The 17446-nt window shown below is 35.6% G+C and carries 13 protein-coding genes; 1 reads left to right on the forward strand and 12 read right to left on the reverse strand.

The window, feature by feature from the left end:
• Positions 1 to 45 precede the first annotated feature (45 nt).
• The 3 genes from BR43_RS08235 to BR43_RS08245 all read right to left on the reverse strand — a co-directional run bounded on the left by BR43_RS08235 (position 46) and on the right by BR43_RS08245 (position 2606).
• On the reverse strand, positions 46 to 405 hold the full coding sequence (locus BR43_RS08235; protein WP_034561009.1) for a DUF2200 domain-containing protein: 360 nt from the start codon (positions 403 to 405) through the stop codon (positions 46 to 48).
• 113 nt (positions 406 to 518) lie between these two features.
• Positions 519 to 1745: an amidohydrolase gene (locus tag BR43_RS08240; protein ID WP_034561011.1), complete on the reverse strand. Its 1227-nt coding sequence runs from the start codon at positions 1743 to 1745 to the stop codon at positions 519 to 521.
• A 27-nt stretch (positions 1746 to 1772) separates the two neighbouring features.
• The gene (locus BR43_RS08245) at positions 1773 to 2606 is read right to left on the reverse strand and encodes an ankyrin repeat domain-containing protein (protein ID WP_034561013.1); all 834 of its coding nucleotides are present in this window, start codon (positions 2604 to 2606) and stop codon (positions 1773 to 1775) included.
• 132 nt (positions 2607 to 2738) lie between these two features.
• Between BR43_RS08245 and BR43_RS08250 the strand changes: the two genes are divergently transcribed.
• Positions 2739 to 3623, forward strand: a complete 885-nt coding sequence (locus BR43_RS08250; protein WP_034561015.1) for a LysR family transcriptional regulator — start codon at positions 2739 to 2741, stop codon at positions 3621 to 3623.
• A 56-nt stretch (positions 3624 to 3679) separates the two neighbouring features.
• Here BR43_RS08250 and BR43_RS19075 read toward each other — a convergent pair whose 3' ends face one another.
• From BR43_RS19075 to glmU, 9 genes are all read right to left on the reverse strand, one after another.
• A complete protein-coding gene (locus BR43_RS19075) occupies positions 3680 to 7369 on the reverse strand; it encodes an MSCRAMM family protein (RefSeq protein ID WP_051933873.1) in 3690 nt (1229 codons plus the stop codon).
• A gap of 38 nt (positions 7370 to 7407) precedes the next feature.
• Positions 7408 to 7929, reverse strand: coding sequence for a hypothetical protein (locus BR43_RS08260; protein WP_034561017.1), 522 nt, complete (start codon positions 7927 to 7929; stop codon positions 7408 to 7410).
• Complete coding sequence (locus BR43_RS08265) at positions 7926 to 9389, reverse strand: helix-turn-helix domain-containing protein (protein WP_034561019.1); 1464 nt, start codon at positions 9387 to 9389, stop codon at positions 7926 to 7928. Before BR43_RS08265 ends, BR43_RS08260 begins: the two co-directional genes overlap by 4 nt.
• Positions 9390 to 9868: 479 nt before the next feature.
• Complete coding sequence (locus BR43_RS08270; RefSeq protein ID WP_034561021.1) at positions 9869 to 11203, reverse strand: M20 family metallopeptidase; 1335 nt, start codon at positions 11201 to 11203, stop codon at positions 9869 to 9871.
• Between the two features lie 33 nt (positions 11204 to 11236).
• A complete protein-coding gene (locus BR43_RS08275) occupies positions 11237 to 12898 on the reverse strand; it encodes a peptide ABC transporter substrate-binding protein (RefSeq protein WP_034561024.1) in 1662 nt (553 codons plus the stop codon).
• Positions 12899 to 13173: 275 nt separating this feature from the next.
• Complete coding sequence (locus tag BR43_RS19080) at positions 13174 to 14022, reverse strand: GNAT family N-acetyltransferase (protein ID WP_051933874.1); 849 nt, start codon at positions 14020 to 14022, stop codon at positions 13174 to 13176.
• Between the two features lie 32 nt (positions 14023 to 14054).
• Entirely contained in the window at positions 14055 to 14495 is a 441-nt protein-coding gene (locus BR43_RS08285; protein ID WP_342668046.1) for a NusG domain II-containing protein, read from the reverse strand.
• A 69-nt stretch (positions 14496 to 14564) separates the two neighbouring features.
• Complete coding sequence (locus tag BR43_RS08290) at positions 14565 to 15542, reverse strand: ribose-phosphate diphosphokinase (RefSeq protein ID WP_034561027.1); 978 nt, start codon at positions 15540 to 15542, stop codon at positions 14565 to 14567.
• Between the two features lie 184 nt (positions 15543 to 15726).
• A complete protein-coding gene (glmU, locus tag BR43_RS08295; RefSeq protein ID WP_034561029.1) occupies positions 15727 to 17094 on the reverse strand; it encodes a bifunctional UDP-N-acetylglucosamine diphosphorylase/glucosamine-1-phosphate N-acetyltransferase GlmU in 1368 nt (455 codons plus the stop codon).
• Positions 17095 to 17446 lie beyond the last annotated feature (352 nt).

Below are 17446 nucleotides of genomic sequence, written 5' to 3' on the forward strand. Positions count from 1 at the left end.
ATTTCCACTATCAACTCAGGGTTACTAGCGAGCATTTCCAAAATTCTACTGTTCAGAATGACGTAAAATCTTCTCCATTTTTTTTCCTTTAGCCAATTCATCAATTAGCTTATCTAAATATCTGATTTTCTGCATTAATGGATCTTCAATTTCTTCTACACGAATCCCACAAACAACACCTTTAATCAGCTGAACATTAGAATTCAGTTGCGGCGCTTCCGCAAAGAAGGTTTCAAAGTCTACATTTGCCTGTATTTGCTGCTCTAAGCTTACTGAATCGTAGCCAGTTAGCCAAAAAATAATTTCATCCACTTCTTCTTTTGTGCGGTCCTTACGTAGGACTTTTTTTACGTATAAAGGATATACACTTGCAAAACTAGTTGTAAAAATACGATGTTTTGTCATTTTAATTCCTCATTTCGGTTTATAGTTTAGATAATAGCATTGTTCAATCAGAATTTCAAAAAATGCCCCTACCTTTTATAAAGATAAGAGCTTCCAACTTATTTATCTGTCTTTTACCATGTGCCAAAAGTACGCTGACCTTGATATAGTACGACTTTCCGTTGACTGCGACGCGCTACCGCTTCTGCTGAGCAGCTTGCTGTCACAAAAGTAAAATCAGCTGAGTCCCCTATTTGTGGCCAAACACGCTTGCCAGAGTTATCTAACGGACGAACGCCATCAGTGATAAAACCTAACAAATTCGCTAAATGCTCTTCCGTCACCTGACCAAATAACTCGCCTAAACGACCAACTCGTTCCAAAATATCGCCATTTCCATAAGGTGACCAATTATCAAAAATATTGTCACACCCTACATGAACTTTTACGCCTGTTTGGGTCAAATCAAAAACTGGTGGAATCACGCCAGTAATCGGGACACTCGTCATAATCGCTACTTGATTCTCAGCCAAACGCTGAAAAAGTTCTAGTTTTCTATTTCCTGTAACGTCACCTAAAGCAAAGGCATGACTCACTGCCACTTTCCCTTGCATCTTAGTTCTTTCTGTCAAATCCAACAAATAATCAAACGTTGCCAAGCCCATTTCTTGACGTTCATGTAGATGCAGGTCAATCCCAACACCATATTCCTCAGCAATCGCAAAAGTCATTTCTAAAGATTGTTCCATGGCTCCATCCACAACGGTTGGGTCCACTCCACCAATAAGATTAGCCCCATTTCTCAAGGATTCCTTCACTAAATCCACACTATGACTTCTTAAAAGTCCATGCTGTGGAAATGCCACGATCTCACTGGCTATTTGGTTTCGATACTGATTTAGAACTTCTTTTACTCCATCAAAATAACGTAAACCCGCTGCTGGATGAACATCCACATGGCTTCTGATTTTCGTGACACCATTAGAAATAGAAGTTTTCAATAACAATTCTGCTCGTTCTGCCACAGATAAAGGCAGTTGATCTAGGGCTGGAATTTCCATTTCAAAGCGCTCAATAATTGAATGAACAGGAGTAACGGCTTGCCAGTCTGTTCCCAGTCTAGATTTATCCAAATGACTATGCTTTTCACTAAAACCCGGTAATGCTAATAAACCACGTGCATCTTCTCTTACTAAATCACGAGACCACTGTTTTGTTCCACTAAGTTGAATGTCGTTCACTTTACCATCTTCGAGCAACAGATCGAATAAGTCTGTTTTAGTTCCTATGATGGCTCCTTTTGAATCATAATGAAATCCCGTTTCTAGTCGTACATTGCCAATTAATTGAATTGTTTTCATTGCTTAGTTCCTCCATTCTATTCTAAATTAGTCTTTTGCACCTGCTGTTTTTAAGATTGAGACTATTTGCTGGAATCCTCGTTGTCTGGCATGTTGAATGGGCGTTATTCCTTGCTTATCAGCGAGATTCGGATCCGCCCCATTATCAAGTAAAACTTGAATAATTTGTTGTGGAATTTCACCACCATCCGTATATACAATTGCTTCTAACAAAGCTGTCCAACCAGGAGTATTTATATGATTCACTGCTACATCGGTTTTACTCAATAAAAGGCGTACCATATCTAGATGTTCTTTCTCGGCGGCGGGAATTAAGGCATTGCCACCAAATCGATTGGTTAATTTAGTGTCAGGATTATGGGTTAGCATCATTGTTAAGATTTCTAGTCGTCCTTCAGCACCCGCATATAGAAATGGGCTGTCTTGAATTTTATCTTGCAGATTTACATTAGCATTATAATCTAAAAATAGTTGGGCCATTTCGGGATTATCCTCATGCGCCGCTACTAATAGTCCACTTTCGCCTTTTCCATTGACTGTATCAACTACCGCCCCTTGTTCTAACAGTTGCTTTATTTCAGAAAGATTGACTTGATCCGTTGCCGTTAGCAAGGCTTGATTTAGCTGAACCAGATCCATTTTGGGTACTGACAACATTGGTTCACTGCTTTCAACGGCTACCTCCGCACTGCTTTCAATTTGGCTTACTTTTTTACTTTGATCTGTATTTTCAGAGGTTTTCATTTGAGACTCACTGTTCATCTTTGTTTGATTCTCTTTAGGCATTAGCAGAAAAAGCGAACCTGCAACTAGTAGAATAGCTCCACCTAAACAAAGATAAATCATCGTTGATTGTTTCATTCTCAGCACATCCTTTTCAATTAAAAGTCTTTTCACTTATTTTTTATTAGCATAACATGGTATGCTATATCTGAAAACTATCTATATTATCGCTTAAGTATATCCAAAACATCTAGTTAAGGAGGAAGGCACATGGACTTACGCCAACTACGTTATTTTATTGCTATCGCTGAAGAAAAGAACATTACCCAAGCTGCTGCCCGGCTACATATGGCTCAACCACCATTGAGCCAACAATTAAAGCAGATGGAATTTGAATTAGACACTCAACTTGTAGAACGTGAAGCACGAGTGACACATTTAACAAAAGCTGGGGAGGTTCTTTATCAAGAAGCTTTAAAGATTTTGCAACAAGTTGAGGAAACGCAATTATTGGTAAAAGAAACTAGCGTCGGCTTAAAAGGTGAACTGAACATTGGCGTAAATACACTTTCAGCAAAAGAACTGGCACCAGCTTTAGTGCGTTATCAAAAAAAATATCCTGCTGTTACTTTTGCTATCCATCAAAATGAATCAAAAGTTCTTTGCGAGATGGTTCGTCAACGAAAAATTGAACTGGCTTTGATTCGTTTTCCTTTAGAGTTATCTGATTTTGATGTTCAATTTATTCAATCAGAACCTTTTTATTTTATTTGTGATGGCTCTATGAAGCAGGGGCCTGCTCCTAATGATTATTACGGTATTGCGGATAGCAAGCTAGTTCTGCCGAGTACGGAAGGCTTAGGAGTGTATCACTCCATTATTGAATATCTAGCAAAATTCCAGTTAAATCCTGCTTCAATTTCAACTTGCTCTGATTTAACCTTACTTTTTGATTTAGTTGCAGCTGGTTTTGGAACAAGTATTGTCCCAGAATCAGTGTTAAATCAGTATTCACATATTAAAATTGAAGCTCATTTATTGCAAGATCCATTATTTCAAACAAGCTATGGCTTAATTTGGTTGAAAGATAAATCCTTAACCAAACTGGCTCAACAATTTTTAACAGAGTTAACTCCAAATGAAGTAGATCGTTAATGGATCATACAAAAAAAGTAACTTAGGCAATAGGCTCAAGTTACTTTTTGTAGTCATTATTCTTTTAGAGTTTTTCTTCTTTTTTTAGTATAAAAGCCAATATTACCTAATACTAAAGCAATACCAATTCCCATAAGTGTTGCTGTTGATTTCTCACCGGTTTGTGGAAAAACAGCACTTGGAACTTTGGGTGATTCTGGCGTTGCGACTGGTGGCTCCACGCTGATTGGCGGATTAGGCGGGTCAACAACAGGTGGAGTTATTACTCCTATTAAATGGTTCGTTTTAGTAACTTTTAATGGCGTTTGTTGATTTTTTTCAATTGTAAATTTAAGTGGAGTTCCGTCTAACTCATAGTTATTCGGTGCTTTCGTTTCAATAAATTGATAGTTCCCTGGTTTTAAATCAGCGACTTTTAAGACTCCATTTTGATCAGTTTTAAGCTCTCTAGCAATCATTTTTCCTTTTTCATCTTGCAACATAAATTCAGCGCCAGCCAAAGTTTTCTTCGTTTGTTCGTCGATTTTTGCTAAGACAACACTTCCTGGAATCAAACTATTCACCTTTTTAGTCTCAACTGCTTTTTCACCAACTACTTCAAATGAAACAGGAGTCGCATCCAAAATATAACCTGTCGGTGCTTTTACTTCAACAAATTGATAACGTCCAATAGCTAAATCTTGAACTGAAATCTGACCTTTTCTATCTGTAATCAGTCCTTTTTGAACGACATCTCCTTGCTCGGTTTGAAGTTCAAATTCAGCGCCTGCAAGTACTGTACCACTATCTTCATCAACTTTTGTCAAGGTTACTAGACTTGTTTTTAATTTATTTGTTTTTGTAACTTCAATTGGTTTTTGTTGATTTTTCACGATTTCAAATTTAATTGGCGTCGCATCTAATTGATAGCTAGTCGGTGCTTTCGTTTCAACAAATTGATAGTTGCCTGGTGTTAAATCATTGACTGCTATCTTCCCGTTTTGATCGCTTACAAGTCCTGTAGAAAGTGTTTTCCCCTGACTATCTTGCAGCTTAAACTCTGCACCAGCTAAACCTTTCTTAGATTGTTCATCGATTTTATTTAAGACTACATTTCCCAAAATTAGTGCATTCGTCTTCTTACTTTCGACAAGTTTATCGCCTACAACTTCAAATACAACCGGTGTTGCATCTAATTCATAGCCTGTTGGTGCTTTAACTTCCACCCATTGATAGTTGCCGATAGCTAGATTTTGAACTGAAATTTTTCCTGTTTGATCTGTTACTAACCCGGTTTTCACTACCGTTCCTTGAGTTGTTTGCAATTCAAATTCAGCGCCTGAAAGAACGGCTCCACTAGCTGCATCAACTTTTATCAATACTGCATTACTTGTTTTTAATTCGTTCGTTTTTACAACTTCCAGAGGTTGTTGCTGATTTTTTATAATCTCAAAAGCAATAGGGGTTGCATCTAGTTTATAGCCTGTTGGTGCCTTGGTCTCAACAAAACTATAGTTTCCTGGTGCTAAAGAATCTACTTGAATTTTACCATCTGCCCCAGTCGTTAGGTCTGTTTTCAAAACATTTCCTTTGTCATCTAGCAAATTAAAGACCGCATTCGCTAGAACACTATTTTGATTGCCGCTATCCACTTTTTTCAAAATAACTGAACCCACTTCTAAATGATTCTCAACGACTACTGGAACTGGAACAGTATCTGTTTCGGTAATGCTCACTGCTTTTTCAGTGGCATCTAAGACATAACCATCCGGCGCTTTTGTTTCAATAACTGTATAATCACCTAATGGCAATACTGAGCTTGATAAAATCCCTGTAGCTGTTGTTGTTCCCGTATAAACCACTTTTTGATTGCTATCACGAATGTCAAATGTCGCACCACTTAATGGTTGCTGATTGGCATCCACTTTACGAATCTCAATTCGACCGTCATATTTTTTAGTTGCCGCAGCTCCAGTATGAACTGTCTGTCCATTAAACGTCGTCTGCATAGTGTTCTCTACTTTGTCGCCCATCTGAACTCTAGTTGCATCCACTCTAAAGACGATTTTGTTTAATTCTTTAACGGGAATATCTTGCAACGTTTTAAAGGTTAAGGTGTTGCCTATCAAAGTATAGTCGAATTTGGCCGCATCTATCGCAATAATTGAATCAAATGTTAAACGACTATCTAATTGATCGACAAATTCAGTCCCAGCAGGAATACTTGCACCACTTAATAACTGCATTTTAAGCGTATAGTCTAATGTTGTATCACCATAATTCATAATTTTTTTATCCACACTTTTGCTGAAGATAAAGTTAGTCGCCGAACTATCAGAAACACGAACAGGTACAGTGCGTGTCTCAGGCGGAACAGAATTTTGTCGGTTGAACGTAACTTGGTTATATTGTACGCCCATATTGGGATCAACTACCTTAGTCCCATATTCAATTAAATAAGTTTCATTTGAGAGAACCCTAAAATCAACAGATAGTTGATTCGTCGCCGGATCAAATTTAACGGGATGTTCATCACTAGCATACTCCATCTTAATTGGACTTCCGGTTACAGGATCCGATGTAAGCACACGAATAATCCGCACATGATTATTCGGTGTACTGTCCCCTACAATACCAGATGTTAAAGCTGGATCTTCGAGGGTTGTTCCTGTTGGAAGAGTATCAACAACATTATAAAAATCTTTCGTTGTCGCTTTAAGTCTTAATTGGAATGTATTGTTAATACTTGACGGAACATCTTTATCTAATAAATAAATACCATTGGCATCTTTTTTCCCTTTTCCCCATTTATCAAAATTAGGTAATGGGCTAACTGGATCTTTTTTAATTTGCAAAGTATCTTGGATTTGTTGACCTGCATAATCTAAGTTTACATCATAACTATCTTGATGATTGTCCCCTTCTCTTAAAAGCGGTGCACCAAATTTAAGTTGGAAATCTCCATAGAATGCATCATTTGGATCAATATTCGTAAAATCAATTGAAATCGTAACAATAAAATCCGTTGCATTGCCTTGCACTGATTCTAGTACAAATGGTGCTGGTAAAACGATATTGCTTAAATCTGTTGATGCATAGACGATGTCTCTTGGAATCATGACAACAATTTTTCCGTTTTCTGGTTTAAGATCGCCGGCATCTGCTGATACTGAAATATCTAGCACAACTTCTCCACGACTAGTGACTGGATTTGGTGAACCGACCATTGTTGTTTGCAGTGATTTTGGTTGAATGCCTGCTGTTGCAACGGTTGGTTTATTTTCTAGTAAGTTGGGTGCATTTTTTGGTTCTTCTTTTGGTTGAACGGTATCTTGAATTGTATTACTTGGTGGTATCGTTGTCTCTGGTTCAGTTACTGGATTTTCTTCATTTGATGGCGCCACCTCTTCTGATGGCACAACGTCAATAGTTATTATTTGGCTCTTTTGTCCATTTTCAGCCTCAAATGAAACTTGATACTGCCCGACTGTTTCCCCACGTAAAGTAAATTGGTTCGCATTTTCATTGGGCGTCTGCGTTAATCCCGTTGGAGTGATGACAACTTGTCCTTGATTCGCTTCACTACCAATAAGATCAAAAATTATATCTTGCCCTTGTTTAAATGTCGTTTCATTAGTCACTGTTGCAATCGAAATCGGCTCTGCTGCTGCATCTCCTTCTGCATGCACTAATCCTGTTGGCATCAAACTTTGTAGTACAAGTAATAACATCACAATATAAATACTGACTTTCTGTTTATTTCTCATTTTTCCAACTCCATTTTTTATTTTTTGTTCCTTCGTTACTAGCTAACTTCACCATAAATCAGTTTTCCGGATAGACTAGCAAGCATCTGTCCAAATTGAGAAGAGTGTTTTTCTCCCGAAACTTTTTCTAATTCTTTCGTTAAGATAACAATGTTTTTTTGAATTTGATCAAATGTCATCGCTATTTTGTGTTCGTCATGATTTTTGGTTGCTCCACTTTTTTCTTGCTCAGTAGCTGTATCTGGTGGTTCTTTAGTTTCCTCAATTGATGAAGAATTTTTATTTGTAGCAGGTGAGGGTTCCATTGTTGTTTCATCCGGTTCATTCGTACGGACTTCTTTCGAGGACTCTTCTACCTGTTGATTTTTGACTTTTCCTTGACCTGTAGTATCAGAGTTTTCTTTTTGTTTTTTATTTTTTTTTATCAGATTTAAATGACCTTCACCTTGAACAACTTTAGAACTTTCATTCAGTTCCTCAGCTCTTACTTTTGGTGTTGCAAAAAGCTGAAATGAAAATAAACTCGTCATTACCATTCCCACAATCATTGATTTTTTCATCTTTTTTCTCCTTTAATGGCAATGACTTTATCTCCAAATTGCTCCCAATCATTAGCTGTCGGCGGATTTTCCCAAATAATTTGCGGACAGTTTAATTTTGTTATTGAAAAATCAGATACATATAACGCTGTATGCGGATATATTTTCCGTTCAACAACAATATTCATATTCTTAAAAGAACGAATGGTTTCAGCAATATAATCGGAGTAGGTTACACCATGAGAAAAATCAACACAGATATAAAAATCATCCTCAATATAGGTGTTTGGAAAATGCATAATCATCGCAAACATATAATCGTAATAAAGTTTAATTTGCTCATTCTCGCCCATCGTTAAAATTTGTTCCTCCACTAAATGGTTTATGAACGCCTTTATTATTTGATGGAAAACCGGATGTGTTTCTTCAAAGAACTGAATCTGATTTTCTGAGATAAATGTTGTTGCAGTAAATGGAAAAATGAAAAAGCTCGTATGAATCTGATTCAATCGCTTCACTAAGTGTTCATATGCCTCTTGTTTTTCTAACTCTGTAATTTGTTCTTTCAATTGAAGCTTGTTCTTTACATCAATTATTAAGTTTTCGGTTATATTAGTTATTTTTAAATTAGTTTCCTCATCGTTTAACTTCAGTGGTAATTCAATCATCTGTTGCGTACTTAAAAATAAAAACAGATAGGCACACTCGTTGTCTACGAATTCTTTAAAAAATCCCTTATCGCCCTCTAAATTTTGTCTTATGCCCCTTAATTTTTCTAATTCCCCAACGGGTACATGAATAAAAGACTTCTTAAGAACACGATGATTTTTAATGCGTAACCATTGAATCGCCAAAAATATTTCTAGTTTAATCTTTTGAGTTGGAGGTATAGATAGGTTAAATGAAGCTACAACATTGTTATAAAGTTGATTGGTCTTTTGATAAATTTCTGCATTAAATGGAAAAGAAAGACCGTTATAAAAATAGTAGTAGACCTCAAATAACACATTTCGTAAGGAACCTTCATCCCCTTCAATCCGATCTTTTTTTAAGCTTAATCCCCAAGGCTTCAAAAAGCGGCTTAATTCTTTTTTTAGAGCATATCCTTTTGATAAGCTCAAAAAGTATTTCTTGGAAAATTTTTCAATGCTGATTGGTGCATCAACTAATTCATGAAATAATTTAAATATTCCAGATTCCATTAAGTATTGTAATCTTAACTGACTGATTTGCTCTTTTGTACTATCATAGCAAATCAAATCTCCTCGTTCATTCACAATAAAATCTGAAGACGCCTCCTTAACTACGTATTCACTATTCAATGTGTCGATGTATTTTTGAACTTTGAATTTTGAAAGCATCAAAAGTTCGCATAATGTATCAATTGACACGATTTGATTTTTCTTTATCTCAAAAATTTTTAACAGATATAACTTATATCTCGCATCTTCTTCAAGTAAACCTTCCATCTCCATGGACATCTCACTATCACCTTTTCTCCAAAATAATCTAATTAACTATTTACAAGTAACTTATCTGCATGTCCATCTATACTTGAATAGTGATAATTAAAACGATTAATAAGTTCTATATCTGCTATTTAGTATACATAAAAAAACAAAATCATCAGACAGTCTTTTTTTACATTTTTTTTTTAGTTTTTTAGTTTTTATTAAAAATCTCACAAATTCTATAAAAAATAACATTTTAACATAACAAAAATACTTGACTACTAAAATTTCAACACTTTATAAAATGTGTGTTACTTCACAAATAATAAAAAAACAAACTCCTATTTACACCCATTTAATAACACCATTACCAAAAACACAAGTATTTACACTTTTAAAACTATATAAACTAAAAAAACTGTTATTTTTGTTTTACCGAAATTAAAAAAATAACATAGAGGTACCCAAATTAAACTGGATACCTCTATGTTATTCGCTATCTATACAATTTATTTATCACAGCATAGTGTTTTGATTGTTTCTGCATAAATTTCTGTAGCCTTATAAAGCTCACTTAAAACCAATCCTTCGTTAACTTGATGAGCTAGGCCAATAGAATCCGGAAAATGGGCACCAAAGGCTACCATATTTTTCATGGTCCGAGCAAATGTAGCCCCACCTGAAACAATGGGTTCAGTTAAATCACCTGTCGCTTCACGATAAACCGACAATAAGGTTTCAATCAGTGCGGTATCTTTGGGAACATATAATGAAGGCACATAGTCAAACTCATGATACTCAAGTTGATAGTCACTAGCAACCTCAGCTAATTTGGTTGCTAGTATCTCTTTATCTATTGTAACAGGAACACGCATATCAATTTTAATCTCAGAAAATGCTGGATTGATTTCAACTAAACCAACATTGAATGTTAACTCACCACTAACTTCATCTTTAATTTCTCCGAAAATACTTGCTCCATTGGCTTCATTTCCAACTTTTTCTGTTAAGAAATCAAGTACTGAATGAGAATATTCTGTTACTAAACCTTGAGCCAGTAAATTAATCGCATTCATTCCCGTATTGGCCAAGCTAGTATGAACTGCTTTTCCAGTAACTGTCACCATATTTCCTTGTAAATCAGACTGGATAGCTTTCTTCGCTAATTGAGCTTGAACCGCTTCAGCTTTATCCCCTTGATAATCTGCTTTTCCTGGAACTACATTAAAGGCATCGCCACAAACTAGCGCTAATTCTGAACTTCCAGCGCCTTTTAACACTACTTGCAAAAGTCCTTTTTCAGCATAAACTAACGGAAATGTGCCATCTGGAACAAAGCCCATTGTTGGTGCTTCTTCCTTTTGATTATAGGCTGCCATACAACGCCAAAGCGTTTCTTCATCTGTTCCAAAAACAAAACGAATCCGCTTATTAAATGTGTATCCTGCATCAACGACTGCTTTAAAGGCATATAAAGATGCGATTGTTGGACCCTTATCATCCTGTGAACCACGACCATAAATGATCCCATCTTTAGTGACAGCATGGAATGGATCAGACTTCCATAAAGCTAAATCTCCTGCTGGAACAACATCTAAATGACACAATACACCAATTAAATCAGCTCCTGATCCATAATCCCCATAGCCATAAAAACCAGCTGGATCAAGATACGTTGTCATCCCTAATTCTTCACAAATTGCCAAGGCTTCTTCCAAACATAACTGAATTCCCTCTCCAAAAGGCGGGTTAGTCAGTCCATCAGATGTATTAAAAGAAGGACAATTAATCAATCGATGCAATGCTTGAATACTCTCTTCATGTAATTCATTTGTTATTTTCATTTTTAAATTCTCCTTTTCAAATCAGCACTACGTTTATTCACCTGTTAATGATACATATTTTAAATTCGGTGAACCGATCTGATATTGAATGTAATCTTTTACATGACTTTTCACCAAGATTGAGTCAGCTTTTTGATATAAAGGTATGATTCCAACGTCATCCATCAAGATTTTTTCAGCTGCTAAATCATTTTGCCATTTCTTAGCTGGATCTCCACTGTCTGTTCCTGTTGCCGCTTGAATCAGTGCATCATATTTAGCGTTAGTATACTTTCCACCGTTGAAAACTGAACCTGATAAGAATAAATTTAAAAAGGCATCTGGATCATTTGCATCAGCACCCCAACCGGATAGCAGCAAACCAAATTGACCTGTATCGCCTAGTTCAATCCGATTTTTAAATGGAACATTTTTGATTTTAATTTTTACGCCATCTAGCTCCTCTTCGATCGAGCTTTGGATAAATTGGCTAACTTTTTTACTCGTTTCATCGTCATCAGTAACTAATTCAATTTCTGTTTTCTCAATACCCAATTCTTTCTTCGCTTCAGACCATAACGTTTTCGCTTTTTTCAAATCATAGTCTAAATAAGAACCTGAAGCTTTACGGAAATCTTCACCTGTTTCACTATTTTTAGCTAAATCTTTTGTGACTAAACCACCTAAAGCAGTTGAACCATTGGCAATAATTTCTGTAACCAAGTCCTTCCGGTTAATCGTCAAAGCAATTGCTTCTCTTAATTTCTCGTTTTTCAAAGCTGGGTGATTTACATGGTCTAATTCTAAATAAACGGATCTTGCTTCTGTTGGTGCTTTAAATTCAGGATCATCAATAAATTGCTTCGCATATTCCCCAGTCAAACGAACTAAATCAATTGTATCGTCTTGATATAAATTAATCCCCGTCGATGTTTCTTTGATTACTTGGTTTGTAACTTTTGTTAAAGCTACATTTTTTTCATCCCAATAATTGGGATTCTTTTCATAATTCCATGAAAGTCCAGTACCATCCCAATCTGTTAAAACAAATGGTCCATTATAAATGGCACGTTCACTATTAGTCCCAAATTTTTCGCCTTCTTTTGTAACGAAAGCTTCATTTTGTGGAAAGAAAGTTCCACGAGTGATACTTGCTAAGAAATTCTCAACTGGTTTTTCTAGTGTCACCTCTAAAGTTAATTTGTCGATTGCTTTAATTCCTAATGTATCCACTGTTGCAGTACCATCCATAATCGCTTGAGCATTTTTAATATCTTTCATAACAAAAGCATAATTTGCTGCTGTTTTAGGATTGACTACCCGTTTCCAACCGTATTCAAAATCCGCTGCTGTTAATTCGGCTTTATTGGACCAAACTAAATCTGGTTTCAATTTAAAGGTATACGTTAATCCATCTGAACTAACAGTTGCTTCGCCATCTGCTAACGCAGGAATTGGATTGCCTTTTTTATCTAAGCGATACAAGCCTTCCATAACTTGATTCAAGGCTGTAAAACTGATACCATCTTGAACCAATGCTGGATCGACTGTTGGTAATTCTGCTGCAATACTTAAATTAAGTACTTGTTCATTTTTTCCGTGTCCTTTATTCTCTGAACTAGAACTGCTACTTTCCGCACTATTTGCTCCTCCACAAGCAGTGAGTACCGCCAAACTTAAAATGGATAAAAATGCAACTTTAACTAATTTTTTCATTTTTTTATTCCTCCTAAAAATATCCTTACTCTATTATATGAAATCCCTATTTAGATACGATTATTACTTTTTCACTATCATACATAAGTATGAAAGAGATTGCAAGGATTTATTTAAAGAAAAAAATCGAGTATTTTTTATGCATTCATTATGTATAAAAATGTTCTCGTATGCATTTCTTATTCCAATGGATTCTCACAGTATTTTCTCATAGTATCTGTTGATTTTTTTCTTTTTTATACAAAAAAAAAAATGATTAAATGAAAGCATCTCATTTAATCATTTTTTGGAAGTTCTAGTTTAAAGTAATCAATTGTCGCTTCTATTTTAAAACCAATTGATTGATATAAATTAAAAGCAATTTGATTGTCACATTCTACTTCTAAATAGATCTTTTTAGTCTGTGTTTGTGATTGCACTTTGATTTCTTGGATAATCATATACAAAACCCTTTTTCCAAAGCCTTTTCCACGCCATTGTGGGTCTACCACAAATCCATAAATCCCGATACTCTCTTCATCTTCATTCAACCTGAAAGTCGCAATGAGTTGATTATCTAATTTGGCTAATTGAATTCTTTCAAGTGAATTGTCTGTTAGTTCATTTGAAAATGTTTCTTTAACCATTCCCATAAGTTGACGGTCTTCCACAGTCGCAGTTGTTAATGCTAGTTGATGTTCTTCCCCTAGTGGCAATGCTCCTAGCAGCTCTCCAACAAAATTCATTCGATATTCACTGAATATGCTGGCTAGATTCAACTTCTCTAAACATTTTATTAGGAATATATCTGTTTGATCGGCAATAAATAAGATTCTTTTTAAAGATTGTTGCTGTGCTGTTTCAATTGCTAGTTGGACCATTTTTTCAAACATGAATTCATCTTCTTCAAAAACAGAAGCGATTTCCATTTCCTCATCATCATAGCAACTAAGCGACAGATATCCTTTTATCGAACCCTTTTCTTCTACTAGAATATGTTGCATATTTGTATTGGCTCTATCTAAAAAGTCTGGATCAAGCTTAAAAAAGAGCTGACTCTTTGTCTTCATTTTATAAATAAAATCTTTAATATGGTTCATTTGTTGATTGCTTAATTCTTGATTCGCAATTAAGTGGATTTCCAAAAGCAGACCTCATTTCTGTAGTTGATTTGTCTTTACATTGGTGTAATTGTATCATAGTCATCATCTTCAACTGGTGGATCAGACGATTCTATCGCAATAATTAATTTATGTGGCAAACAAACACTGGTTTGTCCTGGTTTACTAATCCAACCTGTTTTTACAGCAATCTGGTCTGGACTATTGTCTTCTTTGACTCGAATCTTTGAATCTTTAACTTCAATAATATTATATTGCCCTTTTTTAGGGTAGAGCGTAAACGTTTCTGCATTGTCTTTATCGGACAAATTAATGCGCCTGACTTCTTTTCCATCGATTGAAATCACTGCTACTACTCCACTATCAGCCGACACTTGACTCTGCTGCCACGTAAAAATAGATAGTGGTACAAACGAGAACACCATCAGCAGAATAACTAATACTATATCATATGGGCGAACGAGTCCCAATTGTTTTCTTATTGATTTGATAGGCACCTGATCCCCTTCCTATATTAAACAAAAAAACTGTAGACATAATGCTACAGTTTTTTGGCTAACTTCATTTTAATCTCTTTTGAATTTTTTTTCAAATAATGGACTAACTGATTTGTTTTCATGGATACGTTTGATTGCGTCTCCCATTAAAACACCTACGCTAATCTCAACAATTTTTTCACATTTACGATCATCAGGTAAGTAGATTGAATCGGTTACGATTAATTGTTTGATTGCTGAATCTTGAATACGTTGCAATGCTGGGCCTGATAAAACTGGATGTGTACAACAAGCATAAACTTCAGTAGCACCTGCTGCTTCTAGAGCGCCTGCTGCTAATGTAATTGTACCTGCTGTATCGATCATGTCATCGATTAAGATACATTTTTTGCCTTCAACATTCCCAATAATATTCATTACTTCAGCTACATTTGCTTTAGGACGACGTTTGTCGATAATCGCAATTGGCGCTTTTAAGAATTCTGCTAGTTTACGCGCACGAGTTACCCCACCATGGTCTGGTGAAACAACGACTACGTCTTCATTAGCGATATCATGATTTAAGAAATAGTTCGCTAATAATGGTGCACCCATTAAATGATCTACTGGTAAATCAAAGAATCCTTGGATTTGTGAAGCGTGTAGGTCTAATGTCAAGATACGGTCTGCACCTGCTGCAGTAATCATGTTAGCGACTAATTTAGCAGTAATTGGTTCTCTTGAACGAGCTTTACGATCTTGTCTAGCGTATCCATAGTACGGAATAACTAAGTTAATCGTTTTTGCACTAGCACGTTTTAAAGCATCAATCATAATTAATAACTCCATCAAGTTATCATTTACAGGACTAGAAGTTGATTGAACAATATAAACATGGTCCCCTCGAATACTTTCTTCAATGTTAATTCGAATTTCTCCATCGCTGAATTGATCCACAGATAATTTTCCTAATTCTACTCCTACTTCTTTAGCAATTTTTTCGGCTAAGGGTCTGTTTGAGTTTAACGCAAAAATCTTTAGCTTTGGATCAAAATAATGTTCTGACATAATGGCCTCCACTTTCTATTTTTTAAAATATTTAGTTGTTTTTTCTCACTATTAATACTATGCATTTTTTCACAATAAATCAAGTTAATTCCACTAGATATTAGGAATAATTTAGAATTTTTATCCTTTATGGTTAAAAGTGTCTTGATTTCAGCTGTTTTTCAAGTTGCTATTAGATAATTTATTAATGTGGCAACCGATCGTAGTAATCTGCTTTGTTCTCTTGGCGAGCTCGGGCAATGGCTAAGTTTCCTGTTGGAACATCGTCCGTAATTGTTGAACCAGCAGCAATATAGCTGTTGCTTTCAATCGTAACTGGGGCAATTAAATTTGCATTACACCCAACAAAAACATTATCGCCAACAGTTGCGCGATGTTTATTTTTGCCATCGTAATTCACAAAAATTGTGCCACAACCAACATTGATATTTTTGCCTAAATCAGCGTCACCAACATAGGTTAAATGACCAACTTTTGTATCTTCGGCAAGCGTTGCATTTTTAACCTCAACAAAATTACCAATATGAACACGTTCACCGATTTCACTGTTTGGACGTAAATGACTATAGGGTCCGATATTGCTATCATTTGCCATAACTGATTGTTCAACATTTGAACTAGTCACTCTAATTCGATCGCCTAACTTGCTATCAGAGATTTCAGAATTAGCTCCAATAAAGCAATCTTCTCCGATAATTGTTTGGCCTTTAATTAAAACACCTGCTTCAATTACTGTATCACTACCAATTTGAACATCAACATCAATATAGGTGTTGCTTGGATCAATTAAGGTGACACCATTTTGCATATGCTTACGATTGATACGTTTACGCATAGTGCGACCGGCTTCTGCTAAAGCAATACGATCGTTAACGCCTAGCGCTTCATCAAGATTTTTCATACGATATGCAGCTACTATTTGACCTTCTGATTTTAGAATTTCAATCACGTCTGGCAAGTAGTATTCGCCCTGTGCATTGGCTGTACCAACTTTAGTTAACGCATCAAATAACATTTTATTGTCAAAACAGTAGGTTCCTGTATTGATTTCTTGCACTCGAGCTTCTTCAGAAGTTGCATCTTTTTGTTCAACAATTCTTGTAACAATTCCTAAATCATCACGCAAAACACGACCATAACCAGTTGGATCTTCGGCAACAGCTGTTAAAATAGTTGCTTTTGCACCTTTTTCTTGATGGTAGTCGAATAAATCATTTAGCGTTTCTGATGTTAGTAGCGGCGTATCACCACAGATTACTAGTGTAATTCCTTCTTTATCTTTTAATAAAGCTTCTGCTTGCAACACAGCATGACCAGTTCCTAACTGTTCTTCTTGCAGTGCATATTCTGAACGAGTACCTAGATGTTCTTTGACCTTCTCAGCACCAAATCCAACAATTGTGACAATTCGATCTGATCCTGCTTCTTCAACTTGTCCAACGACATGTTCTACCATTGGTTTGCCTGCTACAGGATGTAAGACTTTATATAATTTTGACTTCATTCGTGAACCTTGACCAGCAGCCAAGATAATCGCATAACGTTGTGTCATAATAGGAACCCCTCTTGTTCAGTTTAGTTTATTCTTTTTAAATTCATATAATTCATTACTTCAACTCTTCTATAATAGCGTAAAAAGAGTGTGTTTTCAAGTTATCTTTCTATTTTATCCTCTACACTAATTGGCGCTACCCTCACTTATTTATTAACTAGACCAATTCACTATACATTAAAAAAAAAAGACTTTTCTCTATCAAAATCAACTACTGATTTTAGAGACAATAGAATAAATGAAAGGCATTATCTAAACTTAAACGAATCTATGTGAACATGATATAGAAAGCTAAGTTTATGTATTGATAAAAAAATGAGTAAATGCATGTTTTTTAAATTCTTATTATTTC

The organism is Carnobacterium gallinarum DSM 4847, from assembly GCF_000744375.1.
In the GTDB taxonomy this organism is placed as follows: domain Bacteria; phylum Bacillota; class Bacilli; order Lactobacillales; family Carnobacteriaceae; genus Carnobacterium; species Carnobacterium gallinarum.

Bases quoted from the DNA above. Each gene is read 5' to 3' on its own strand.
- BR43_RS08235 (WP_034561009.1), bottom strand. From the start codon at position 405: ATGACAAAACATCGTATTTTTACAACTAGTTTTGCAAGTGTATATCCT.
- BR43_RS08240 (WP_034561011.1), bottom strand. From the start codon at position 1,745: ATGAAAACAATTCAATTAATTGGCAATGTACGACTAGAAACGGGATTT.
- BR43_RS08245 (WP_034561013.1), bottom strand. From the start codon at position 2,606: ATGAAACAATCAACGATGATTTATCTTTGTTTAGGTGGAGCTATTCTA.
- BR43_RS08250 (WP_034561015.1), top strand. From the start codon at position 2,739: ATGGACTTACGCCAACTACGTTATTTTATTGCTATCGCTGAAGAAAAG.
- BR43_RS19075 (WP_051933873.1), bottom strand. From the start codon at position 7,369: ATGAGAAATAAACAGAAAGTCAGTATTTATATTGTGATGTTATTACTT.
- BR43_RS08260 (WP_034561017.1), bottom strand. From the start codon at position 7,929: ATGAAAAAATCAATGATTGTGGGAATGGTAATGACGAGTTTATTTTCA.
- BR43_RS08265 (WP_034561019.1), bottom strand. From the start codon at position 9,389: ATGTCCATGGAGATGGAAGGTTTACTTGAAGAAGATGCGAGATATAAG.
- BR43_RS08270 (WP_034561021.1), bottom strand. From the start codon at position 11,203: ATGAAAATAACAAATGAATTACATGAAGAGAGTATTCAAGCATTGCAT.
- BR43_RS08275 (WP_034561024.1), bottom strand. From the start codon at position 12,898: ATGAAAAAATTAGTTAAAGTTGCATTTTTATCCATTTTAAGTTTGGCG.
- BR43_RS08290 (WP_034561027.1), bottom strand. From the start codon at position 15,542: ATGTCAGAACATTATTTTGATCCAAAGCTAAAGATTTTTGCGTTAAAC.
- glmU (WP_034561029.1), bottom strand. From the start codon at position 17,094: ATGACACAACGTTATGCGATTATCTTGGCTGCTGGTCAAGGTTCACGA.